This is a genomic window from Halomonas sp. TH-94 (assembly GCF_057473365.1).
Map to the genome: position 1 here is coordinate 16411 of NZ_JBYCKL010000069.1, position 22248 is coordinate 38658.

Annotated in this window: 21 protein-coding genes; 13 read left to right on the forward strand and 8 right to left on the reverse strand. The window is 63.5% G+C overall.

Going from position 1 to position 22248, the window contains the following annotated elements; genetic code table 11:
* Positions 1-207: 207 nt before the first annotated feature.
* Positions 208-825 carry a pseudouridine synthase gene (locus AC2VNO_RS13915; RefSeq protein WP_486934680.1) on the forward strand — a complete coding sequence of 206 codons (618 nt, stop codon included), beginning with the start codon at positions 208-210 and terminating at the stop codon, positions 823-825.
* On the forward strand, positions 822-1274 hold the full coding sequence (locus tag AC2VNO_RS13920) for an NUDIX domain-containing protein (RefSeq protein ID WP_486934681.1): 453 nt from the start codon (positions 822-824) through the stop codon (positions 1272-1274). Before AC2VNO_RS13915 ends, AC2VNO_RS13920 begins: the two co-directional genes overlap by 4 nt.
* Here the strand turns inward: AC2VNO_RS13920 and AC2VNO_RS13925 are convergent.
* The 3 genes from AC2VNO_RS13925 to AC2VNO_RS13935 form a co-directional block, all read right to left on the reverse strand.
* A complete protein-coding gene (locus AC2VNO_RS13925; RefSeq protein ID WP_486934682.1) occupies positions 1271-4273 on the reverse strand; it encodes an efflux RND transporter permease subunit in 3003 nt (1000 codons plus the stop codon). The two genes, AC2VNO_RS13920 and AC2VNO_RS13925, sit on opposite strands and share 4 nt — an antisense overlap.
* The gene (locus AC2VNO_RS13930) at positions 4270-5391 is read right to left on the reverse strand and encodes an efflux RND transporter periplasmic adaptor subunit (RefSeq protein WP_486934683.1); all 1122 of its coding nucleotides are present in this window, start codon (positions 5389-5391) and stop codon (positions 4270-4272) included. Before AC2VNO_RS13930 ends, AC2VNO_RS13925 begins: the two co-directional genes overlap by 4 nt.
* 72 nt (positions 5392-5463) lie before the next feature.
* Entirely contained in the window at positions 5464-6069 is a 606-nt protein-coding gene (locus AC2VNO_RS13935) for a TetR/AcrR family transcriptional regulator (RefSeq protein WP_486934684.1), read from the reverse strand.
* Positions 6070-6219: 150 nt separating this feature from the next.
* On the opposite strand from AC2VNO_RS13935, the gene mnmA reads away from it, so the two are divergent.
* The 8 genes from mnmA (at position 6220) to AC2VNO_RS13975 (ending at position 14429) form a co-directional block, all read left to right on the forward strand.
* On the forward strand, positions 6220-7332 hold the full coding sequence (gene mnmA / locus AC2VNO_RS13940) for a tRNA 2-thiouridine(34) synthase MnmA (RefSeq protein WP_486934685.1): 1113 nt from the start codon (positions 6220-6222) through the stop codon (positions 7330-7332).
* Positions 7329-7967, forward strand: coding sequence for a high frequency lysogenization protein HflD (hflD, locus tag AC2VNO_RS13945; protein ID WP_486934686.1), 639 nt, complete (start codon positions 7329-7331; stop codon positions 7965-7967). Before mnmA ends, hflD begins: the two co-directional genes overlap by 4 nt.
* Positions 7968-8044: 77 nt before the next feature.
* A complete protein-coding gene (gene purB, locus AC2VNO_RS13950) occupies positions 8045-9409 on the forward strand; it encodes an adenylosuccinate lyase (protein WP_486934700.1) in 1365 nt (454 codons plus the stop codon).
* Between the two features lie 30 nt (positions 9410-9439).
* On the forward strand, positions 9440-10003 hold the full coding sequence (locus tag AC2VNO_RS13955; RefSeq protein WP_486934687.1) for a cob(I)yrinic acid a,c-diamide adenosyltransferase: 564 nt from the start codon (positions 9440-9442) through the stop codon (positions 10001-10003).
* A 99-nt stretch (positions 10004-10102) separates the two neighbouring features.
* Entirely contained in the window at positions 10103-11272 is a 1170-nt protein-coding gene (locus tag AC2VNO_RS13960) for a JmjC domain-containing protein (protein WP_486934688.1), read from the forward strand.
* 4 nt (positions 11273-11276) lie between these two features.
* Positions 11277-11708, forward strand: a complete 432-nt coding sequence (locus tag AC2VNO_RS13965; RefSeq protein ID WP_486934689.1) for a GNAT family N-acetyltransferase — start codon at positions 11277-11279, stop codon at positions 11706-11708.
* Between the two features lie 354 nt (positions 11709-12062).
* A complete protein-coding gene (locus tag AC2VNO_RS13970) occupies positions 12063-13658 on the forward strand; it encodes an isocitrate lyase (RefSeq protein WP_486934690.1) in 1596 nt (531 codons plus the stop codon).
* Positions 13659-13961: 303 nt separating this feature from the next.
* Positions 13962-14429: a glycine zipper 2TM domain-containing protein gene (locus AC2VNO_RS13975; RefSeq protein WP_228578313.1), complete on the forward strand. Its 468-nt coding sequence runs from the start codon at positions 13962-13964 to the stop codon at positions 14427-14429.
* A 162-nt stretch (positions 14430-14591) separates the two neighbouring features.
* Here the strand turns inward: AC2VNO_RS13975 and AC2VNO_RS13980 are convergent, their stop codons facing one another.
* Complete coding sequence (locus AC2VNO_RS13980; protein WP_486934691.1) at positions 14592-14876, reverse strand: hypothetical protein; 285 nt, start codon at positions 14874-14876, stop codon at positions 14592-14594.
* A 209-nt stretch (positions 14877-15085) separates the two neighbouring features.
* On the opposite strand from AC2VNO_RS13980, the gene AC2VNO_RS13985 reads away from it, so the two are divergent.
* Positions 15086-15568: an FKBP-type peptidyl-prolyl cis-trans isomerase gene (locus AC2VNO_RS13985; RefSeq protein ID WP_486934692.1), complete on the forward strand. Its 483-nt coding sequence runs from the start codon at positions 15086-15088 to the stop codon at positions 15566-15568.
* 64 nt (positions 15569-15632) lie between these two features.
* Here AC2VNO_RS13985 and AC2VNO_RS13990 read toward each other — a convergent pair whose 3' ends face one another.
* Both AC2VNO_RS13990 and AC2VNO_RS13995 read right to left on the reverse strand, forming a co-directional pair.
* Entirely contained in the window at positions 15633-16259 is a 627-nt protein-coding gene (locus AC2VNO_RS13990; RefSeq protein ID WP_486934693.1) for a CDP-alcohol phosphatidyltransferase family protein, read from the reverse strand.
* Positions 16252-18441, reverse strand: coding sequence for an FAD-dependent oxidoreductase (locus AC2VNO_RS13995; protein ID WP_486934694.1), 2190 nt, complete (start codon positions 18439-18441; stop codon positions 16252-16254). The genes AC2VNO_RS13990 and AC2VNO_RS13995 overlap by 8 nt, the downstream gene beginning before the upstream one ends.
* A gap of 108 nt (positions 18442-18549) precedes the next feature.
* Here AC2VNO_RS13995 and msrA point away from each other — a divergent pair, with 108 nt between their 5' ends.
* Positions 18550-19179: a peptide-methionine (S)-S-oxide reductase MsrA gene (gene msrA / locus AC2VNO_RS14000; RefSeq protein WP_486934695.1), complete on the forward strand. Its 630-nt coding sequence runs from the start codon at positions 18550-18552 to the stop codon at positions 19177-19179.
* Here msrA and AC2VNO_RS14005 read toward each other — a convergent pair.
* Positions 19162-20364, reverse strand: a complete 1203-nt coding sequence (locus tag AC2VNO_RS14005; RefSeq protein WP_486934696.1) for an MFS transporter — start codon at positions 20362-20364, stop codon at positions 19162-19164. The two genes, msrA and AC2VNO_RS14005, sit on opposite strands and share 18 nt — an antisense overlap.
* Positions 20365-20474: 110 nt before the next feature.
* On the opposite strand from AC2VNO_RS14005, the gene AC2VNO_RS14010 reads away from it, so the two are divergent.
* Positions 20475-21362: a LysR family transcriptional regulator gene (locus AC2VNO_RS14010; protein ID WP_486934697.1), complete on the forward strand. Its 888-nt coding sequence runs from the start codon at positions 20475-20477 to the stop codon at positions 21360-21362.
* A 34-nt stretch (positions 21363-21396) separates the two neighbouring features.
* Here the strand turns inward: AC2VNO_RS14010 and AC2VNO_RS14015 are convergent, their stop codons facing one another.
* Positions 21397-21891: a C40 family peptidase gene (locus AC2VNO_RS14015; RefSeq protein ID WP_486934698.1), complete on the reverse strand. Its 495-nt coding sequence runs from the start codon at positions 21889-21891 to the stop codon at positions 21397-21399.
* Positions 21892-22248: the final 357 nt, after the last annotated feature.

Consider the following 22248-nt stretch of genomic DNA (forward strand, 5'->3'; position numbering starts at 1 on the left):
GTCCCGGCGTGCTCTACCTACGGTTCTCATCTGGCGGGGAATGCGCTGGGCATCGACCCGGTGGCGGAGTCACGGCAGGCCCCGTAGCGACGAGGGCGCTCCCGGCGGCGAGCGCATTATATCAGCCGCCCCGCCTCGGCGTATGATCAATAAGGTGGACACGCCCTCCACTCCCATCCCGCCTCGCTTGCCGGTAAGCTTGCCCCTATGAGCGCCATTTATCTGCTGCACAAGCCCTACCGCATGCTCTCCCAGTTCACCGATCGTCGCGGCGATGGGGAGACGCCGCGTGCGACCCTGGCAGACGTCATCAACGTTCCGGGCGTCTATGCCGCCGGACGCCTGGACTATGATTCAGAAGGCCTGCTGCTGTTGACCGATGACGGTGACTTGATCCAGCGTATCAGCGACCCCAGCCACAAGCAGCCCAAGACCTACCGCGTACAGGTGGAAGGCATGCCCGACGAGGCGGCGCTGGCCGCGCTGCGCCAAGGCATCGAACTCAGCGATGGCATGACCCGGCCGGCCAAGGTGCGCCGCCTGGAGGCGAGCGGCCTGGCCCCGCGCAAGCCGCCGCTGGACCCGAAGCGACACCCACTGACGACCTGGCTGGAGCTAACCATTAGTGAAGGACGCAACCGACAGGTACGGCGCATGACGGCTCACGTAGGACACCCCACTCTACGCCTGGTGCGCGTTGCAATCGGCCCGTGGCGTCTCGAAGGGCTGGCGCCAGGAGAGTGGCGCCGCGAGACCCTGCACGCCCCGCGCAACTCGACCACCAGACGACCGCCACGTCGCCGGAGCAAAGGAGAGCAACGATGAGCCGCTGGCATCCGCACGTCACCGTGGCCACCGTGGTGGAGCGCGCCGGTCGTTTCCTGATGGTGGAGGAGGCGCCCAGAGGCAGCCGGACCACGCTCTTCAACCAGCCCGCCGGCCATATCGAGCCCGGCGAGAGAATCAAGGAAGCGGCCCTGCGCGAACTGCGCGAGGAGACCGCCTGGCAGGTAGGCATCACCGATTACCTAGGGCTCTATGTCTACCAGGCGCCTAACGGCGAGACCTTTCACAGCCACGGCTTCTTCGGCATGGCCCTGGCCCACCTGGGCAGCCCTCTCGACCCGGACATCATCGCCACCCACTGGCTGACCCTTGACGAGGTCGAGGAGCTCGATCGCCAAGGGCGCATGCGCAGCCCACTGGTGCTGCGACGAATTCGCGACGCCTTGGCGGCGCGCTTCTACCCCATGGATACGGTGCACGAACTCTAGCCCCTCATCAGTAGCCGATACAGCGCCGGGATCACCAGCAGGGTCAGCAGCGTGGAGGCCGCCAGCCCGGAAATGATCGCCCAGGCCATCGGTGGCCACAGTGTCGACTGGGTCAGGGTCAGCGGCACCAGGCCGGCTACGGTGGTCGCGGTAGTGAGCAGTACCGGCCGCGTACGTCGGGCGACTGCCGATACCACGGCTTCGTGCACCGACTCCCCCTGACGCCGGTTGGCATTCATCAGATCGATCAGCACGATGGCGTTGTTGACCACGATTCCGACCAGCGCCACCACACCCAGGATGGCAGTGAAGCCGAACGGCTGGCCGGTCAACCAAAGCCCCGGCACCACGCCGATGATCGCCAACGGTACGGTAGTCAGCACGATGAGGAGCTGGCGGAAGGAGTTGAACTGGGCAAGCAGGAAGACCACCAACAGCAGCCCGCCGAACGGCAGCGTCTGAAACAGTGCAGTGTTGGCATCGCCGGCGGATTCCGCCGCTCCGCCAACGGTATAGCTGACACCGGGCGGAAGCTCCAGCGCCTCCAGGCGCGGCAGGATCTCCCCCAGCACCCCATCGTAGGTCCAGCCATCGCCTACCTCGGCCAGTACCATGGTCATGCGGCGCAGGCCACGATGCTGAATGACGGCGGGACGCCAGGCGACCGCCACCTCGGCGATCTCTCCCAGCGGCAGCGAATCGCCGTCGGCAGCGGTCAGTCGCAGCCCTTCGAGTCCCTCGACGGAAAAGCGCTCGCCCTCCGGCGCGCGCACCAGCAGCGGCGCCGGGTCCCGTCCGGCCCGCCAGGTGCTGACCTCGACCCCACGGCTGGCACCTGCCAGGGCACTGGCTACGTCACGCCGCGAGAGCCCATATTCGGCCGCGCGAGCGTCGTCGGTTTCGACCCGCAGCGTGGCCAGGCCCTCACCCATGAGGTGACGTGCATCGCGCGCCCCTTCTGCCTCGCGCACCACGCTGAGAATCCGTCCTGCGGCATCGGCCAGCGTCGCACGATCCTCACCGAATACGCGGATTTCCACCGGCGCTTGCAGCGGCGGTCCCTGCCCCAGTCGACGTGCCACCACTTCGGCCTCGGGTAGCCACTCCGGCGCTACGGCTCGGACCCAAGCCATCAGCCCCGACAGGTCATCGGCACGGTCGGCTTCCACAACCAGACGTGCCAGGTGCGACTGACGAGGCTGTTCGACAAGGTTGTAGTAGAAGCGCGGGCCGCTGAAGCCGACGAAGCGGTGCACCGCACGCACCGTCGGTCGGGCAGCCAGCTCGGCGGCCAGCACTTCGGCCTGGTAGGCGGTGTAATCGAGGTGAGTCCCCTCGGGAAAGTTGAGGTCGACGACCAACTGGTTGCGGTCCGTATCGGGGAAGAAGTCATGATTGAGCAACGGCAACATGACGAGGGAACCCGCCAGCAGCAGGCCCGCCCCTGCCAGCACGGCAAGCGGCCAACGCACGGCGAGCCGACCGATGCGTTGGCCTGCCGCCTGGAGCCGTTCACGACGAGCCCCAACCCGCGGCCTGAGAATGCTGGCCGCAAACACCGGCGTCACGAAGACGGCATAGAAATAGCTCACCGCCAGAGTCAGCATCACCATGATGGGGATCGCGCGAGTGAAGTCGGCGGTGTTGCCGCTCGAGAGCAGCAACGGTACGAAAGCGGCCAGCGTGGTGCCTGTCGCGGCCAGCAGCGGCGTGGCGAGCTCCTTCACCGAGAGAGTCACGGCCTGATTCGCCGATCGCCCCTGGTCGCGGTGGTACTGGATGTTCTCGACCATGACGATGGCATTGTCCACCAGCATACCGAGTGCGATCACCATGCCCGCCACGGCAATCTGGTGCAGTACGCCGCCGCCCATGGCGTAGACGGCCAGGGAAGAGAAGGTCACCAGCGGTACGATCACCATCACCGCCAGCCCCAGCCGAATTCCCATGGCCAGAAAAAGCAGCAGACCGAGGATGCCGATACCCAACAGCAGCGAGAACCCCAGTTCCGCCAGGCGTCGCTCGACCCAATACGGCTGATAGAATGTCTCTTCGATGGCCAAGGGAGCGTAGGCCGGGCGCAGCTCATCGACCAGTGCCCGCAGCTGTTCGCCGAAACGCACGGCGTTGACCCGATCATTGGAGAGCACCAGACCCAGAGCGACCGCCGGCCTGCCGTCGTGCCACATGCGTGCGGCAGCTGGCTGCACTGGAGCCAGACTGATGTCGGCCAGCTCACCCAGCGGTATCAGTTCGCCTTGTCGGGTTTGTATCGGAGTCGCGGCGAGCTCCTCCAACGAAGCGAATTCGGTGTGAGGATCGAGCACCAGTGAGCGTCCGCCGACGGCCAACGTGCCCCCGGGAGAGGTCAGATTTCTCACGGCGAGCTGATCGCCGAGCGCACGGGCATCGAGGCCGGTCAGTTCGGCGAGCGTATCGTCCCAGCCGATCACCACTTGCTCACCCGGATCGGCGAGCAGGTCGATCTGGGCAATCTGACTGAGGCGGAACAGGTCGCGGCGTAGGCGCTTGGCCGCTTCACGCAGTTCGAGAACGTCATCGGATCCGGTCACCGACAGCACGATACCGTGGGTGTCGGAATCGCGATCGCTGATCTCGGCTTCGCCCACGCCCTCGGGAAACTGGCGAGTGGCGCGGTTCACGGCAATGCGAACCCGTTCCCAGGCAGCATCGGTATCGTAGACGTGTTCGTGCATCTCGATGGTGACATGGGCCACACCGAGGCGTGCGGTACCGATGATGTCGTTGACCTCTTCGACCTGGGCCAACTCCTCTTCCAGCGGATTGAGCACCAACCGCTCGACCTGCTCCGGTTCCGCACCAGGGTAAGGCACCAGCACCTGACCGAAGCGGTAAGGAAAGAAAGGGTCTTCCTGGCGATCCATCGTGGCCCAGGCTGCCAACCCAAGCACGGCCAGCAGCAGCGTGACGGTAAGGATCAGGCGCTTGTGGCGCAGCGAGGCGAGCAGCCAGCTCATGGCAGCACCCTCACCCGCATGCCATCTTCCAGGCGCCCCTGACCTGCCGTGACCACTCTATCACCCGGCCCCAGCGCCTCTGCGCTGACCGCCACCCAACCGCCGTTGAGTCGGCCTGGCGTCACCGGAACACGTCGAACCGTGTCGTCATGGGTCAACGCCAACACATAGGGTGCACTTCCGGCGGGGTCGAGCACCGCCATCAGCGGTACCTGCATGATCGAAGGCCCATTGAGCATGAGCTGCACCCGTACCGCTTCACCCAATGCGGGAGCAGGCGTGGCGTCGATGGCGACGATGACCGGGGCCATGGCTTCACCCGCACGCCCGATGTGGGCAATCCTTCCCGGGAAGCGCTGCGCGCCGAACGCCGGAACGATGCTCACCTGCTGTCCCGACTCGAGACGTGCGGCGAGATTGGCAGGAACGCGGATCGCCACCTCCCGCTCGACGAGACCGGCCAGCTGAACGATAGGCTGACCGGCCGTGACGAAATCGCCGGGTTCGACCTTGAGATCGGTCACCTCGGCGGCGAACGGAGCGCGCAGCACCAGCTCATCGTGCTGGGCCCTAGCCTCATCGCGCTGCGCCAGCGCCTGCTCGCGAGCTTGGGCCAGAGCCTCGCGCTCCGAACGCAGGCGGTCCAGCTCCTCTTCGGCACTGAGGTTGCGCTCGCGCAGGGCCCGGGCCCGCTCTACGTCACGCCCCAGACGACTCAGGCTGGCATCGAGCTCGCGCACGCGGGCCTCGGCGGCAGCGAGTGCCGGAGCCAGAGCCGGGTTGTGCAGGACAGCCAACGGTTCACCCCGCTCGACCCGCTGGCCGTGGACCACGTGCCGCTCGCGCAGGACACCGCCATGCAGGAAGGCGGGAGCAGCACGCTCGCGGGCCCTCACGACACCGGGGAGGTGGTATCTCGCCTCGTCCTCGGTCAGACGAACAGCCTCACTGCGCACACTGGGCAGCAGCTGCTCGACGCGTTCCTCCTGTGCCGGCGCCCTGTCGCAGCCCATCAGCACCGCCGCCGACAGCATCAGCAAAAGCGCCAGGCCCGCTCTCCCCGCTTGCCTCTCCCCGCCCTTTTGCCGTGCAGGCCCCTCTCGCCATCCCCTCCTCATCCCACCATCCTCTGTCGATTCGCACCGGCCCATAAACTGGCCGACCGGTCAGTTATTGATGTAAAAAAACGCTTACTCACGAGGCACCAACCCTTCCATGAATATTTTCAGGAAGTCCTCCAGAAACGCCTCGTCAGAGCCCATGCCCGGCCAGTTCTCATGATGGCACTTGGCCTCGAACCACTGGGTGCAGGTCATCACGAAGATGGCGATGACATGGGTGGGATTGATGTCCTGACGCAGCAGACCGCGCAGCTGGGTCTGGCGCACCCACTCGGCTCCCGCGCCGACGAGCTGATTGTCGAGGTCACTGCAATGGGAGTCCCCCTCCAGGTGAGTCCAGGCAAACAGCCGTACAACCCCGGGGTTGTCCCGCAGAAAGTGGAAATAGGCCACCACCGAACTGCGCAGCAGCGCGGCGTTCGGCTCTCCAGCTTCTTCCAGCATGGCCATCTGGGCGGTGAAATAGCGCTCGAAGGCGCGATTCTTGACCGCCTCCCACAGCTGCTCCTTGCTGCCGAAATGGTGGTGAATCAGGCTCTTGGTAACTCCCGCCGAGCGCGCCAGCGCGCTCAGCTTGACGGCGGAGAACCCCTGCTCGACGAACAGGGTTTCCGCCGCGTCGAGAATACGCGTGCGGGTCAGCTCAGGGTCACGGGTCTGGATTCTTTGGCTCATGACGCGACCATAGCGCTAACTGGCCGGCCGGTCAATTACCTGAGAATGCACAGACATGCAAAAGCGTCATCCGCGCGCCAGGATGAAGACACTACAAAATGTAGGGTATAATCCCCGCCCATTTGCGACCCACTCAACCCGAGAGCGCCCATGACCGCCACCTCAGGCAAGGTGATCGTCGGCATGTCCGGCGGCGTCGACTCTTCCGTTTCCGCTCTGCTGCTCATGGAGCAGGGTTATCAGGTCGAAGGCCTGTTCATGAAGAACTGGGACGAGGACGACGGCACCGAGTACTGTACCGCCAAGGCCGACCTGGCGGACGCCCAGGCCGTGTGCGAAAAGCTCGGCATCAAACTGCACAGCGCCAATTTTGCAGCGGAATACTGGGACAACGTGTTCGAGCACTTCCTGGCCGAGTACAAGGCCGGTCGCACGCCTAATCCCGACATCCTGTGCAACCGCGAAATCAAGTTCAAGGTGTTCCTCGAGTATGCCGAGATGCTCGGCGCCGAGAAGATCGCCACCGGCCATTACGTCCGTGGCGGCGTGCGCCACGGGCGCCCACGCCTGCTCAAGGGCATCGATGCCAACAAGGATCAGAGCTACTTCCTGCACGCCGTGCCGGAGGTTGCCATCGCCCGCACCCTGTTCCCCGTCGGGGAGTTGGAAAAACCGGAAGTGCGCGCCATTGCCGAGCGCCACGGCCTGGCCACGGCACGCAAGAAGGATTCCACCGGCATCTGCTTCATCGGAGAGCGCCGTTTTCGCGACTTCCTGCAGCAATACCTGCCCGCCCAGCCGGGCACCATCGAAACGCCTGACGGCGAGGTGATCGGCGAGCACATGGGGCTGATGTATTACACCTTGGGTCAGCGCCAGGGGCTCGGTATCGGCGGCCTGGCCAACCACCCCGAGGCGCCGTGGTACGTGGCGGGAAAGGACCTCGAACGCAACGTGCTGGTCGCCGTTCAGGGCAAGCACCACCCGCTTCTCTATACCGACTCGCTGGCAACCGAGGCGATGGACTGGGTGGCCGGTGAGCCACCCGCCCCCGAAGGTCGCTTTACCGCCAAGACCCGCTATCGCCAAAGCGACGTGCCCTGTACGGTGCACACGCGAGAGGACGGCGGCGTGGAGGTGCGCTTCGATGAGCCCCAGCGCGCCGTTACCCCGGGCCAATCGCTGGTACTCTACGATGGCGACATCTGCCTCGGAGGCGGCGTGATCCGCGCTATCTGGAACGCCACGGAGACCGGCACATGAACACCACCCCCATCCATCGTGTCCCTGACTCCGCCAATGCTCGCCAGGCCCTGGCATTGGCCGGCGTGTTTCAGGCTGCCAGCCTGGTCGACGAACTGGCCCGTACCGGCCAGATCGAGCCGCGTCCCTGGGAAACCCTGATACGCGCCACCCTGGATACCAACCCCGAGAGCTTCGAGGCGATCTACGGCGGCCATCCCAACAACCTGCGTCGAGGCCTCGAAGTGCTCGAGGCAGTCGTGGGTCGCAAGCAGGCCAACCCGGCAGTGCTGCGCTACGGCTTCTCACTGCTGCTGTTGATGAGCAAGCTGCGCAGTGACGATGCCATGATGGCCGACCTGGGGCAGCACCTGACCCGCATCCAGGGTCAGGCCGAACACTTCGGCGCCACCCACGAGAACGTCATTGCCAGCCTGGGCGAGGCCTATCAGGAGACGCTCTCGACGCTCAAGACGCGCATCGTGGTACAGGGCGATCCTTCGATGCTGCAGAGCCGCATGATGCCCGAGCGGGTGCGCGCCATCCTGCTCGCCGGCATCCGCTTCGCCCTGCTCTGGCACCAGCAGGGAGGCCGACGCTGGAAGCTGGTCTTCCAGCGCGGCGCCCTGAAGAAAGCCCTGGATCAGTTGGGCTGAGACTCTTTGGCCAACCCGCCTTTCGTTCATGCCTTCCACCTACACGTATTGGATAAACGACCATGCAAGCCGCTTCTCTGCCCCTCACCGCACTCACCGCCCTCTCTCCTGTCGACGGTCGTTATGGCAACAAGGCCGAGACACTGCGCGAGCACTTCAGCGAGTTCGGGCTGATCCGCGCTCGTGTGGTCGTCGAGGTCCGCTGGCTCCAGCGTCTTGCCGAGCAGGGCGGCATCGTCGAGGTGCCCCCCCTTTCGGCCGAGGCTACCGCTTTCCTCGAAGCCATGCTTCGTGACTTCTCCCTGGCCGACGCCGAGCGCATCAAGGAGATCGAGCGCACCACCAATCATGACGTCAAGGCGGTGGAGTACTTCATCAAGGAAAAGATCGCCGAACAGCCCGAGCTGCACGCGATCACCGAGTTCGTGCACTTCGCCTGCACCAGCGAGGACATCAACAACCTCTCCTATGGCGTGATGCTGGCTGACGGCCTCAAGACCCTGTTGCCGGTGATGCATCAGGTCACCGAAGAGATCGCCAAGCTGGCCCATGAACACGCTGCCCAGCCGATGCTTTCGCGCACCCACGGCCAGACCGCAAGCCCCACCACCCTGGGCAAGGAGATGGCCAACGTCGCCTACCGTCTGCGTCGCCAGCTCAAGGCGATCGAAAGCGTCGAGATTCTGGGCAAGATCAACGGCGCGGTGGGCAACTACAACGCTCACCTGGCCACTTACCCGGAAGTGGACTGGGAAGCGAATGCGCGCACCTTCGTCGAGGGCCTGGGGCTGACCTTCAACCCCTATACCACGCAGATCGAGCCCCACGACTACATCGCCGAGCTGTTCGATGCGTTCTGCCGCTTCAATACCGTGCTGATCGATTTCGATCGCGACGTCTGGGGCTACATCTCGTTGGGCTACTTCAAGCAGAAGACCGTCGAGGGTGAGATCGGCTCCTCGACCATGCCGCACAAGGTCAATCCCATCGACTTCGAGAACTCCGAAGGCAACCTGGGCCTGGCCAACGCCATGCTGGGTCATCTGGCCCAGAAGCTGCCGATCTCACGCTGGCAACGCGATCTCACCGACTCCACGGTGCTGCGTAACCTCGGCGTGGGCCTGGCCTACGGCCTTATCGCCTACCATGCCGCCCTCAAGGGGATCTCCAAGCTCGAGGCCAACCCGGCACGCCTGGCCGAGGACCTCGATGCCAGCTGGGAAGTGCTCGCCGAGCCGATCCAGACGGTCATGCGTCGCTACGGCATCGAGAAGCCCTATGAGAAGCTCAAGGAACTGACCCGTGGCAAGCGCATCGACCAGGCCGGTTTCGCTGCTTTCATCGACACGCTGGAACTGCCGGGCGAGGTCAAGACAGAGCTCAAGGCGCTGACCCCGGCCACTTATATCGGCAACGCCGAGGCCCAGGCCCGCCGGCTCTGAGAGACGCAAAAAACGCCGCAGGAGAGAACGATGGTCAAGCTGACCAAGATCTATACGCGCACCGGTGACAAGGGCGATACCGGCCTCGGCGACGGCAGCCGCGTGGCCAAGCACGACCTGCGCGTGGAAGCCTTCGGCAGCGTGGACGAAGCCAACGCCACCCTCGGACTGGCTCAGCTCCACGCCGAGGGTGAACTGCACGAGGTCCTGGCCCGGGTACAGAACGACCTGTTCGACGTTGGCGCCGACCTGTGCACGCCCGAGCAGGAGGCGCCCGAGTACCCGCCACTGCGAGTCACGGCGGCACAGGTGGAGTATCTCGAGGCGAGGATCGATGCTTGTAACGCCGAACTCGCCACGCTGCGCTCCTTCATCCTGCCCGGTGGCAGCCCGCTTGCCGCTCACCTGCACCTGGCACGCACCGTGACCCGCCGCGCCGAGCGCATGGTCACGGCATTGATGGCCGAACAGCCGCTCAACCCCGAGGTGCTGCGCTATCTCAACCGCCTCTCCGACCTGCTGTTCGTCCTCGCCCGCCGTGCCAACGGCAACGGCGAGCGCGACGTGCTCTGGGTGCCCGGCGCCAACCGCTGAGCCTGGGGCGTCGCGATACGCTACCATTACTCTTTTATCCCGCAGGGCCGTCAATCGCGCCCTGCGATACTTCGTGCTTCTGTCGGATAGCGAGACACCATGCCAAGCGACGCCCCCCTCAGCCTGTTGGGCGGCCTTACCGCCGCCGAGTTCCTGCGCGACTACTGGCAGCGCAAACCGCTGCTGATTCGCGGCGCCTTTGCCGATTTCGAGAGCCCCCTCGACCCCGACGAACTGGCCGGGCTTGCCTGCGAAGAGGGCGTGGAAGCCCGCCTGGTAGAAGAGGACGGCCCTGACGGTCCTTGGCAGGTCAGCCACGGCCCCTTCGACGAGGCCATCTTCAGCGAGCTGCCGGAGCGCGACTGGACCCTGCTGGTACAGGCCGTGGACCACTATGTCCCCGAGGTGGCCGAGCTGCTCGACCAATTCGACTTCCTGCCCCGCTGGCGGCTCGACGACATCATGATCAGCTACGCTCCCCCTGGCGGCAGCGTCGGCCCTCACGTCGACCAGTACGATGTATTCCTGATCCAGGGCCTTGGCCGGCGGCGCTGGCAACTCGGCGGCAAGGTGCCCGATGACGCCCCCATCCTGACCGGTATCGATTTGCGTATCCTCGAGCGTTTCGACGTAGAATCGGACGACGACTGGGTACTGGAGCCCGGCGACATGCTCTACCTGCCCCCGGGCTGGGCGCATCATGGCGTCAGCCAATCCGATGACTGCATGACCTACTCGGTGGGCTTTCGCGCCCCTTCGGCCGATGAGGCGATCACCTCCTATGCCGACTACCTGGGCGAACAGCTACCCGCCTCGCGTCGCTACGGCGATGCCGGCATGATACCGCCTACCGACCCGGCGGAACTCGATTACGACGCCCTCGAACGCATGCGCGAACTCATTCTCGCCACGCTCGACGATCCGACTCAACTGGCCCAGTGGTTCGGTCGTGTGATGACCCAGCCCAAGTACGTCGACCAGCTGGCGCCCAGCGAGACCCCTACCGACGTCGACGAGCTTGTCGCTTTACTACAGGATGGCGAGGAATTGCTGCGCAGCGCAGGTTCGCGCTTCGCCTGGCGTATGCTCGACGAAACGCATGCCACGCTGTTCGCCGACGGTGACGGCTTCCTCTGCGCGCCAGCGCTAGCGCGCGCCGTGGCCGGCAACGCGCCCCTGGATGCCGCCGTGTTGAGGCATGAAGGTGCCGCCGAACTGCTGGCGGCTCTGGTCGATGCAGGTACGCTGGCCTGGCCGGAGGAGGAATGACAGCATGACGGAGCGTGTCGATATTCACGAAGGGAGCTGGGAAGAACTTGGCGAGCTCGCCAGCGACATTCGCCGTGTAGTGTTCATCGAGGAGCAGCGCGTACCGCTTTCAGAGGAGTGGGACGGCCGCGACCCTGAGTGCCGGCATTTCCTTGCCCTGCGCCAAGGAGCACCGCTGGGCACCGCACGGCTGCTGCCCGACGGGCATATCGGTCGCGTCGCCGTACTGCATGAAGCACGTGGGCTTGGCATCGGTGCGGCGCTGATGCAGGCCGCCATCGCCACGGCACGCCGCCTGGGTCATCCGCAGGTCGAGCTCGCTGCCCAGACCCACGCCCTCGCCTTTTATGAAAATCTTGGTTTCGTCGCTTTCGGCGACGTCTTCATGGATGCCGGCATACCGCACCGCAACATGCGCCTCTCATTGAACGTGTAAACCTCTCTGTCGCAGTTTCAAGGGCGAAATTCGACTACAGGAATCATAGGGCTTCTCCTGCTCTTGTAGTCGAACTACAACGCTACCTCCCCCCAAGTGATGATTGTGAAGTGCAGTCATCATGCGGCATAGTGATACCAAGCCGGCATTAAAACGACCGTTCGATGACACTCGAAAAGCCACGAGTCCAAGAACCGTTTTCGTGCCGGGGTTAGATTCGACCAAGGCCGTAGAGACAAGCAGTTCGTAGTGGTTGAATCTGACACTAATTCGCACGTGCAGCATAACCGGTCAGCCCGGACGATGCCGCAAGCAAGCGACCGACGACCCCACCTGATCGGAAGGATGGCAAACATGTCATACAAAGACGACATCAAGGCACTGGCTCAACTGCGTGAAGCCCAGCAAGGCAAATGGGCCAGCATCAGCCCCGAGAATGCCGCCCGCATGCGTGCCCAGAACCGTTTCAAGACCGGTCTGGACATCGCTCGCTACACCGCCAAGATCATGCGCGAAGACATGGCCGCCTACGATGCCGACAGCGCTCAGTACACTCAGTCGCTGGGGTGCTGGCACGGCTTCATCGGTCAGCAGAAGCTGATTTCGATCAAGAAGCACTTCGGCACCACCAAGCGTCGCTACCTCTATCTCTCCGGGTGGATGGTTGCCGCCCTGCGCTCCGAGTTCGGTCCGCTGCCCGACCAGTCCATGCATGAGAAAACCTCCGTCTCGAGCCTGATCGGCGAGCTCTACACCTTCCTGCGCCAAGCCGATGCCTGGGAACTGAACCACCTGTTCCGCGACCTGGAAGAAGCCCAGAAGGCCGGCGACAAGGCGAAAGCCGAAGAGCTGATCGCCAAGATCGACAACCACGAGACCCATGTGGTGCCGATCATTGCCGACATCGACGCCGGTTTCGGCAACGCCGAGGCCACCTACCTGCTGGCCAAGCAGATGATCGAAGCAGGTGCCTGCTGTATCCAGCTCGAGAACCAGGTATCCGACGAGAAGCAGTGCGGCCACCAGGATGGCAAGGTCACCGTCCCCCATGAAGACTTCCTGGCCAAGATCAATGCCGTTCGCTACGCCTTCCTCGAACTCGGCGTGGACGACGGCGTGATCGTCGCCCGTACCGACTCCCTGGGCGCCGGCCTGACGCAGAAGATCGCCGTAACCAAGGAGCCGGGCGACCTGGGTGATCAGTACAACAGCTTCCTCGACGGCGACGAGATCATCTCGGCCTCCGACATCGACAACGGCGACGTGGTCATCAAGCAGAACGGCAAGCTGGTCAAGGTCAAGCGCCTGGCTTCCGGTCTCTTTCAGTTCAAACCCGGCACCGGCGAAGACCGCGTGGTACTGGACTGTATCACCAGCCTGCAGAATGGCGCCGACCTGCTGTGGATCGAAACCGAGAAGCCCCACGTCGGCCAGATCGCCAGCATGGTCAACCGTATCCGTGAAGTGGTGCCGGACGCCAAGCTGGTCTACAACAACTCGCCCTCCTTCAACTGGACCCTGAATTTCCGCCAGCAGGTGTTCGATGCCTGGCAGAAGGAAGGCAAGGACGTTTCCGCATATGACCGCGCCAGCCTGATGAGCGCCGAGTACGACAATACCGAGCTTGGTCAGCTGGCCGACGAGTGGACCCGCAACTTCCAGCGCGACGCCGCACGTGAAGCCGGTATCTTCCACCACCTGATCACGCTGCCGACCTATCACACTGCCGCCCTGTCCACCGACAACCTGGCCAAGGGCTACTTCGGCGACGAAGGCATGCTGGCCTACGTGGCTGGCGTGCAGCGCCGCGAGATCCGCGAAGGCATCGCCACCGTCAAGCACCAGGACATGGCCGGCTCCAACATCGGCGATGACCACAAGGAGTTCTTCCACGGCGAAGCGGCACTCAAGGCCGGTGGCAAGGACAACACCATGAACCAGTTCGGCTGACATGGCGAAACGGTAGAACGACTGGAACCCTTGGGAGGCCTTGTGCCTCCCTTTTTTCTTGTCCCTTTGCCGGTAGCCATCGATAATCCCAGCCCGTCAGGCTCTCGTTGCAGCTCGACCGCCTGTCGCACCAGCAACTTGCATATTCTTTACCCGGTTTATACTCGTATGGAGCGGCACTTACGCTGCCTTGTACTGGTCAAACTCAGCATGAGTCGCTAAGCTGATTAGCAAACAGTGTTTCCCTAAAAAATGGCATGGACGATTTTGACCCTGACATCGACTTGCCCACAGGAGGTGTACATGAAGCGTCTTCTTCCCTTGCTGGCTATCGGTATGTTGACCCTGGCTGGCTGTGCAAACACCTCGACCATGGGCGGCAACGTCTACCGTGGCACTCAGGCCGGGACTGCCCAGACCGTGACGTTCGGCAACATCACCGCACTGCGTCAAGTGCAGATCCAGGCGGACAGCCGCATGGGCGGCATTGTGGGTACCGGTGGTGGCGCCGTGGTTGGCGGCATGCTCGGCCGTCAGGTGGGCGGCGGCTCCGGCCGGCAGCTGGCAACGGCAGCTGGTGTGATCGGCGGTGCCGTGGCAGGTAGCGCCATTGAGGATTCGACCAACCGGGTACGCGCCTGGGAGATGGAAATTCGCCGCGACGACGGCCAGAACGTGGTGGTCGTGCAGCGCGCCGACCAGGCATTCCAGGTCGGGCAGCGCGTACGCATCATCGGCAGCGGTGCCAACGTGACCGTCGCCCCCTACTGAGTTGCAACCCTCTCCACCCGGTTGGCTGCATTATCCAACCTGAGCAGAAAACGAGGGCCCGCGGTCGATACCACGGGCCCTCGTCGTTATAGCGCTGCCGGTAGAATCGATCCGGCATCGGCCCAAGGCATCCCCCCAGGGAGCCCTGCGCCTCTCATACGATCAGTGGAAGTTGGTTCTGCCCATCGCCCAGTCAGCCAGCTTTTTGACGACAAGAGCCAGGATGGCAATGATGATCAGTGTCAGCAGCATGTCGATGGGACGCACCAGCGCGGTGGCCCCCAGCACGGCAAGCGCCACGCCCCAGACCCAGCGATTTTCGTCATCGCTCTTGAGGACACGGGGAACCACCTTGTTCAAACCGGCACTTACGGCCGTCTCCCACGCCTTGATGCAGAAGAACAGAATCAGGGCAAAGGCAATCAGCCAGATCACGATTTCGGTCATGGGCTCGCTCCATTATGAGTCGATAACGGTGGGTAGGAAAAAATGATCCCGCTAGGGTAGCCGCGAGGCCCAACTGGCGCAACTCAACCAAAGGGCGTGAACGAAGCTCAGGGAGTGTCAGCCAAAACTGAAAATACCGCATGCACCCTGACAGCCAGGGCGTCGCACGTTACCATGGGGAGTACATGCACTCACCGAAAGGTTCATCAATGCAGATTGCGCAGAATTCTGTTGTCGCGTTTCACTACACCCTGACCAACGATGCAGGTGAGGTGCTGGACAGCTCGGAAGGACGTCAACCGCTCACGTATCTTCACGGCGCCGGAAACATCATTCCCGGGCTGGAAAAGCAGCTCGAAGGCCACGAAGCCGGCGAGAAGCTCAACGTCACCGTCTCGCCCGAGGAAGGCTATGGCGAAGTGCAGCCGCAGCTAGTGCAGGAAGTTCCGCGCGATGCGTTCCAGGGCGTCGAGGCCGTAGAGCCCGGCATGCAATTTCAGGCCCAGACCCAGGGTGGCCCGCTGATGGTTACCGTCACCAAGGTGGAAGGCGATACCGTCACCGTCGACGGCAATCATCCGCTGGCCGGGCAGAAGCTCAACTTCGACGTCGAGATCGCCCAGGTACGTGAAGCCAGCCAGGACGAGATCGAGCACGGCCACGTGCACGGCGAAGGCGGCGTCGAGCACTGACTCAACGCTTCCCGACCCGCAGACTCCCTGCAAAGGGGCAGCCTCTGGCTGCCCCTTTTGTCGTTCATGAACGGGTCTCGAGGCGTCGCAGCGTGCGGTAGCCGCCCCATAACCGCGTGACCGTGGTGATGAGGCAGGCTGCGCCGAACAATACGGCCAGCAGGGCAAAATGGCCCGGCAGCAAGCAGAACAGTACGAAAGCGAGGATGGTTTCCGTGCCCTCGGTCAAACCATGCAAGTAGTAGAACGCCTTGCGCTGAAATCGCGGCCGTTCGAGGCCATGGCGGCCCGCCATGATGGCAAAGGCAAGAAAGGACGTCCCGGTACCGATGAAAGCGAACAGCAGGAAAGCGGCTGCCAAGGCATTGGCTGACGGGTCGGCCAAGGCGAACCCCAGGACTACCGCAGCGTAGAAGACGAAGTCGAGTCCGATATCCAGGAAGCCCCCGGCATCGCTAGCGGAATCCGCCAAACGAGCCAGGGCGCCATCCACGCCGTCGCCCAGGCGGTTGAGCAGAATCGCCACCAGCGCGGCCAGATAGTGCTCCAGCGCCAGCAGCGGCAGGCTGAGCATACCGATGCCGAAGGAGACGAGCGTCACCTGATCGGGACGAATCCCCCAGCGCTGCATTTGCCTCGCCACGAGCTGCAACGGTGCCTGGGTCAGCGGCATGGTCCAGCGATCAAGCATCCCTTCTCCTTTCTGCGCCTCGACGCCAGGTAAAGTAGCGCGCGAGCCAGGTCAACAAGCGCTCGGGCTTGTGGGCGTTCTTCCACACGCCGGCGGTGGCCTTGGCCGCCTCCGACCAGGTGGGATAGGGGTGAACCGTGCCCAGCAGCTTGTTCAAGCCGATGCCGTGAGTCATGGCGAGAGTGAACTCGGCCAGCAGCTCTCCGGCCCCCTGCCCCACCACGCTGGCGCCCAGAATGCGATCGCGACCCGGCACCGTCAGTACCTTGACGAACCCTTCTGCCCGGCCCTCGGCAATGGCCCGGTCCAGTTCGGCAAGGGAATAGCGTGTCACTTCGAAAGCGATGCCGCGGCGGCGCGCTTCGCGCTCGCTCAGCCCGACTCGCGCCACCTCCGGCTCGGTGTAAGTGACCGCAGGCAGCGCCCGATAGCTGACCCGGAAGCGCTTGAACTCACCGAACAAGGCATTCACTGTAGCATGCCAGGCCTGGTGGGCACTGGCATGGGTCAGCTGAAAAGGTCCGGTCACGTCGCCGCAGGCCCAGACATTGGGGAGTACACTCTGCAGGCTTTCATTCACCGCCAGTGTGCCGTCCTCGCGTGTCTCTACCCCCAGTGCTTCGAGCCCCATGCCCGCCACATTGGCCTGGCGTCCCACTGCCACCAGCAACCGGTCGAAGGGCAGCCGCCTCGTCTCGACCTCGCCAGAGGCCAGGCGCCGTTCGACCTCGAGCACATGTCCTTCCAGTTCGTCAGCAGCCGCGACGCGTATCGCGCAGGTTTCCAACCACACTGACACGCCCTCCCTCTCGAGCCGCAGGCGCAGCAGTTCGGCAGCATCGAGGTCCTCGCGGGGTAGCAGCTGCACCCCCGCCTCCACCAGATCCACCCGGCTACCCAGGCGGGCAAAGCTCTGACCCAGTTCGCAGCCAATCGGCCCACCACCCAGCACTACCAGCCGCTCGGGCAGACTCTCGAGCTGCCATAGATTTTCCGAAGTGAGCACCTCTATGGCCTCGAGGCCGGGCAAGGATGGCACCTTCGGCCTCGCCCCGCTGGCAATGATGACGTGCCGTGTGGTGAGCAGCTGCGTTGCATCTTCGGCCGTGACCCGCACTCGCCATGGGTCTTGCAAGAAGGCCTCACCGGCCACTACATCGACCCCGAGCCCCTCGTATCGCTCGCGGCTGTCATGGGGTTCAATCTCGCGAACGGCGCGATGCACATGAGCCATGACGGCCTGGAAATCGATTCGCGGCTCACCCGCCTCGATACCGTAGCGTTGCGAACCGCGAATCTCCTCGGCTATCCGAGCCGCATGGATCAGCGCCTTGGACGGCACGCAACCGGTGTTCAGGCAGTCGCCGCCCAGGCGGTCACGCTCCACCAAGGCCACTTTGGCCTTGACCGCCGCTGCGATGTAGCTGGCCACCAGGCCCGCCGAGCCGCCGCCAATCACCACGATATCGTAATCGAAGCGTGTCGGGCGTGAATGACGCCGCGCCAGCCGGCGACGCTTGATAAAAGCGACCAGCCCACGTGCCAACCATGGAAAAAGGCCGATCAGCACAAACGAGCCGATCAGCCCGGGTGAGAGAATATCCCCCAGCGATTGCAGGTTGCCAAGCTCGCGCCCGGCATTCACGAACACCGCCGTGCCCGGCAGCATGCCTAGTTGGCTGACCCAGTAGAAGGTCAACAGGCGCATGCGAGTGAGTCCCATCACCAGATTGATGACGAAGAAGGGGAACAGAGGGATCAGGCGCAGAGTAAAGAGATAGAAGGCCCCTTCGCGACGAATGCCGGCATTGATACGCTCGAGCTGGGGCGCAAAACGTCTTTCGAGCGGCGTACGCGCCAATGTTCTGGCGATCAGGGCTGCCAGGGTAGCACCCAGCGTACTGGCAAAAGAGATGATCAGCAGTCCCCAGCCAAAGCCGAACAGCGCCCCGCCGAGAACCGTCAACAGCGTGGCACCGGGCAGTGAGAGTGCCGCCATGAGCACGTAGAGCGCAAAGAAGCCGCCCACGACCATGACCGGCTCCTCGGTCAGCCAGGCCTGAAAGCGCGCCTGTTCGGCCTGCAGGTTGGCCAGTGTCAGCAGCTCGTCTGCACCGCTGAGAAAATAGCCGCCCACGATGAGGATCAGCACGAAGACAAGCAGCAATCGACGGCGCGTCACGAAAGACTCCCGACTTCAAGTAGATTAAACAGAGGTTATACGGAACCTGAGTCGCGTAACAGCTTCCAACCTTACAGTCCGCAGAGGAACAACACGAGGCAATCCGACATGATCAGAATACGACATAGCCTACTGAGCGGGTTGGTACCGCTGGTACTGCTGGTTTTGCCCTTGGGAAAAAGCATGGCGAGCAGCGAAACCGCCTCTGCCGTATTCGGCGGCGGCTGCTTTTGGTGCGTGGAGGAGGCTTTCGACAAGGTAGAGGGTGTGGTGGCGACCACATCCGGCTTCAGCGGTGGGCACGTGGAAAATCCCACTTACCAGGAGGTAGTCAACGGTACGACCGGTCACGCCGAAGTGGTGCTGGTGGAGTACGACCCTTCGGCGGTGGACTACGCCACGCTTCTGCATGTGTTTTGGCGCAACATCGACCCCTTTGCCGTCGATCGCCAGTTCTGCGACGTGGGCGAGGCTTATCGCAGCGCGATCTTCTACTCGAGCGATGCCGAAAGAGAGCTGGCCGAGGCCAGCCTGGATGAGGTGGCGGAGCGATTCGACGAGCCCATCGCCACCCAAGTTGCCGCCTTCGAAGCTTTCTACCCCGCCGAGGAGTACCATCAGGACTACTATCGCAAGAATCCGGTGCGCTACAACTATTACAAGGCGGCCTGCGGTCGCGAGCGCCGCCTGGAGCAGATATGGGGCGACGAGGCCGGGGGGCTAGCGCACCAGCGGTAGCCTTTCGAAGCCACGTTCACCGCGCCACAGCCAGAGGGCGATGGCGAGAGTCAGGCTGAGCAGCAGCCAGGAGCCGATCGCCACGCCGAACCAGCCGCCCCGCTGCCAGAACGGCTCCAGCCACAGGCTACCGAGGCTCGCTCCCAGGTAATAGAAGACCAGATAGAGCGCCGATGCACTGCCCCTCGCCCGCTCCGCCTGCCGGCTGACCCAGCTCGAGGCCATGGAATGAGCCAGAAAGAAACCCACGGCATTGACGGTCAGGCCGGTAATGATCCAGGCCAGGGAATCGGCCAGTGTCAGGAAGGTGCCGCTCATCAGGATGAGTATGCCCAGCGTCATGCAGGCCGGCTGACTCAAGTGTCGCGTCAGCCGGCCGGAAAGTGCGGAGCTCAGAGTGCCGCCCAGGTATGTGAGGAAGATCATTCCCAGCCAGCGCGCGCTCAAGCCGAACGGCTCCTCGGCCAGGCGGAAGGTGATATAGCTGTACTGGTTGATGAAGATGAGGAAATTGATACCGCCCAGCAAATAGGCCGCCAGCAGCAGCGGATGGCGCAGGTGGGCACGCAGATCGGCCAGTGCGCCGCGCAGCTCGAAGCGGCGCGGCTTGAACTGCCGTGGCGCCGGCAGAAGCCTCCAGAACAGCGCCACCCCGACCAGCGTCACCACTCCCACGACGAGGAAGCCGGCACTGGCACCGCCGATTTCACCGACGCCGCCCCCAATCAGACGCCCACCTATGCCTCCCAGCGTATTGGCCCCGATGTAGAGCCCGACGGCCGCCATCAATGCCGGTCGATCGAATTCATCGCCCATCCAGGCAATGGCCACCGCCGGCAGCCCGCCGAGTACGAACCCTTGAACCAGGCGCAGCGCCAATAGAAATTCGAAATTGGGTGCAAAGGCCAGACCCAGGGAACACAGCGCGGTCAACAGCAGTGTCACTCGCATGATGGCGCCGCGTCCGATGGCATCGGACAGCGGGCCGAACACCAGCAGCGCCCCTGCCAACGCCAGCGTAGCGACCGACATGATCAGGCTGACCCCCAGCGTCGATACGCCATACGCCTGGCGCAAATTGGGTAGCAGTGGCTGCGGCGCATAGAGGTTGACGAACACCAGAATGGAACCGAGACAGAGTGCCAGGGTGGCACGCCACCAAGCGCTGGAGCGAGCGACGATCATGCACGAATCCTGAGTGGAAAGGCTTGGCCACCATGATCCGCCATGGCTTATGATAAGCCAAACAGAATAAAAAGATCGTATCTATCTCTTTATCTTATCAAGGACTCTTTATGGCCTTGCCCTTCGATCTGCGCGCGCTACGCGTCTTCATCACGGTCGCCGACCGGGCCGGCTTCAGCGCCGCCGCCCGCGAGCTGCATGTGGCCCAGTCCGCCGTCAGCCAGACCATCGCCAACCTCGAGCGACAGCTGGAACTGACGCTTCTACACCGTCACGAACGACGCATTGGCTTGACGCCTGAGGGTGAAGCGCTTTATGCCCACGCGCGCGAACTGTTAGAGCGTGCCGAGAGCACCCATCTGGCCATGCGGGAACTCCACGGGCTGGTAAAAGGCGAGGTGCGAATCGGCATCCCCTCGATGTTAGGCTCTTATTACTTCCCGCCGCTGCTGATGGGCTTCAAGGCGCAGCACCCCGGCATACGCCTCACCGTGGTAGAGGCTGGTGCGAGGCGGCTGCAGCGCATGATTGCCGCTGGCGAGCTGGATCTAGGCGTGGTGATAGACGATGAAGAGAGTCACCACCTGGAGCGGCGGCGGTTACTGCGTGAGGAGATGGTAGTGTGCGTGTCGCGCACCCATACCTTCGCTGGCCGCCGCAGCGTGACGGCCGAAGAGTTCTTTCAAGAGCCGCTGGTGCTGTTCCAGGACGGCTATTTTCATCGCGAGTTCGTCGATGCGCTGTCGCGGGAAACCGGGCTTGAAGCCAACGTCGCCTTTCAGTCGAACCTGATACCGCTGACCAAGGCGATCGTGCGCCAAGGTTTCGGTATCACCACCTTCCTGCGCCGAGTGGTCGACGAACCCGAGCTCGCCGCGGTTTCCTTCGCCAACCCAGCCTGGCTCGAGCTGTCGCTGGCCTGGGCGCGAGGCGCTTACCTGTCGCGGGCGGAAAGCGCCTTTGTCGATTACGTCATCGCACAGCGCGAGGTCTTGTAACCCGACCCGCGATTCGCATATGCCGCGCTGAATCTCAGCCTTCGTCCGTGGCGGTGACACGCTGCGCCAAGGTGGTCGGCTCCAGCGTACGACGGGCCTGCCAGTAGTAGCGCTGCCAATAGCTGTTATCGAGCTCGGAGAGCATCACACCCTGGGACGTGGAGGCGTGCAGGAAGTAGCCGTCGCCAACATAGATGCCGACGTGATCGTAACGCCCCGGCGGCCGGAAGAATACCAGATCGCCGACCTGAAGCTCGTCGCGGGAAATCTGCGTGCCCTGGCGTACCTGTTCACCGGTGGAGCGTGGCAGCTGCAGGCGGAAGGTTTCACTGAACACCGTCTGCACCAGCGCCGAGCAGTCGATTCCGCTACGACCGGTGCCGCCGATTCTGTAGGGTGTGCCCGCCCAGCGTTCGTGTTGAGCAAGCAGCGCCTCGCGAACCAGCTCGGGCGGTGGATTGTGCAGGCTGCTGACGCGGAGAATTGGGTTGTCTACCGGCGACATCATCGGGTTGTAGGAAGACGACATACCAGGCAGCTGTCGTGCAAAGTAATCGTCCGGTGCCTCCATGGCCTTTTTCGAAGTGCCGGCACAGCCGGACAACAACGCCAACAATATACCGAGCACAGCTATACGACTCGATCTCGTGGCAACCATCTTGCGTGGTCCTCGTTCCCTGAACCGCGCGCAGGCTCGGGTCGAGCAAAAGCCCTACCTGAAAACCCGAGAGGATCGCTGTGGTAGTGGTGCCTGGCCTCGTTGCTGCCCGTACCACTGCCAAAGCGGCCTTGCGCCGGCTCGCAATTGTTCTTCGTCAAGCCCCACGAACGGGGGCTACATCTCTAAACCCGCTGACTATAAACCACACTTCCTGACGAGGGCGAG

Excerpts from the sequence above, each read along its gene's own strand:
- AC2VNO_RS13915 (WP_486934680.1), top strand. The coding sequence starts at position 208 with ATGAGCGCCATTTATCTGCTGCACAAGCCCTACCGCATGCTCTCCCAG.
- AC2VNO_RS13920 (WP_486934681.1), top strand. The coding sequence starts at position 822 with ATGAGCCGCTGGCATCCGCACGTCACCGTGGCCACCGTGGTGGAGCGC.
- AC2VNO_RS13925 (WP_486934682.1), bottom strand. The coding sequence starts at position 4,273 with ATGAGCTGGCTGCTCGCCTCGCTGCGCCACAAGCGCCTGATCCTTACC.
- AC2VNO_RS13930 (WP_486934683.1), bottom strand. The coding sequence starts at position 5,391 with ATGAGGAGGGGATGGCGAGAGGGGCCTGCACGGCAAAAGGGCGGGGAG.
- AC2VNO_RS13935 (WP_486934684.1), bottom strand. The coding sequence starts at position 6,069 with ATGAGCCAAAGAATCCAGACCCGTGACCCTGAGCTGACCCGCACGCGT.
- mnmA (WP_486934685.1), top strand. The coding sequence starts at position 6,220 with ATGACCGCCACCTCAGGCAAGGTGATCGTCGGCATGTCCGGCGGCGTC.
- hflD (WP_486934686.1), top strand. The coding sequence starts at position 7,329 with ATGAACACCACCCCCATCCATCGTGTCCCTGACTCCGCCAATGCTCGC.
- AC2VNO_RS13955 (WP_486934687.1), top strand. The coding sequence starts at position 9,440 with ATGGTCAAGCTGACCAAGATCTATACGCGCACCGGTGACAAGGGCGAT.
- AC2VNO_RS13960 (WP_486934688.1), top strand. The coding sequence starts at position 10,103 with ATGCCAAGCGACGCCCCCCTCAGCCTGTTGGGCGGCCTTACCGCCGCC.
- AC2VNO_RS13965 (WP_486934689.1), top strand. The coding sequence starts at position 11,277 with ATGACGGAGCGTGTCGATATTCACGAAGGGAGCTGGGAAGAACTTGGC.
- AC2VNO_RS13970 (WP_486934690.1), top strand. The coding sequence starts at position 12,063 with ATGTCATACAAAGACGACATCAAGGCACTGGCTCAACTGCGTGAAGCC.
- AC2VNO_RS13975 (WP_228578313.1), top strand. The coding sequence starts at position 13,962 with ATGAAGCGTCTTCTTCCCTTGCTGGCTATCGGTATGTTGACCCTGGCT.
- AC2VNO_RS13980 (WP_486934691.1), bottom strand. The coding sequence starts at position 14,876 with ATGACCGAAATCGTGATCTGGCTGATTGCCTTTGCCCTGATTCTGTTC.
- AC2VNO_RS13985 (WP_486934692.1), top strand. The coding sequence starts at position 15,086 with ATGCAGATTGCGCAGAATTCTGTTGTCGCGTTTCACTACACCCTGACC.
- AC2VNO_RS13990 (WP_486934693.1), bottom strand. The coding sequence starts at position 16,259 with ATGCTTGATCGCTGGACCATGCCGCTGACCCAGGCACCGTTGCAGCTC.
- msrA (WP_486934695.1), top strand. The coding sequence starts at position 18,550 with ATGATCAGAATACGACATAGCCTACTGAGCGGGTTGGTACCGCTGGTA.
- AC2VNO_RS14005 (WP_486934696.1), bottom strand. The coding sequence starts at position 20,364 with ATGATCGTCGCTCGCTCCAGCGCTTGGTGGCGTGCCACCCTGGCACTC.
- AC2VNO_RS14010 (WP_486934697.1), top strand. The coding sequence starts at position 20,475 with ATGGCCTTGCCCTTCGATCTGCGCGCGCTACGCGTCTTCATCACGGTC.
- AC2VNO_RS14015 (WP_486934698.1), bottom strand. The coding sequence starts at position 21,891 with ATGTCGTCTTCCTACAACCCGATGATGTCGCCGGTAGACAACCCAATT.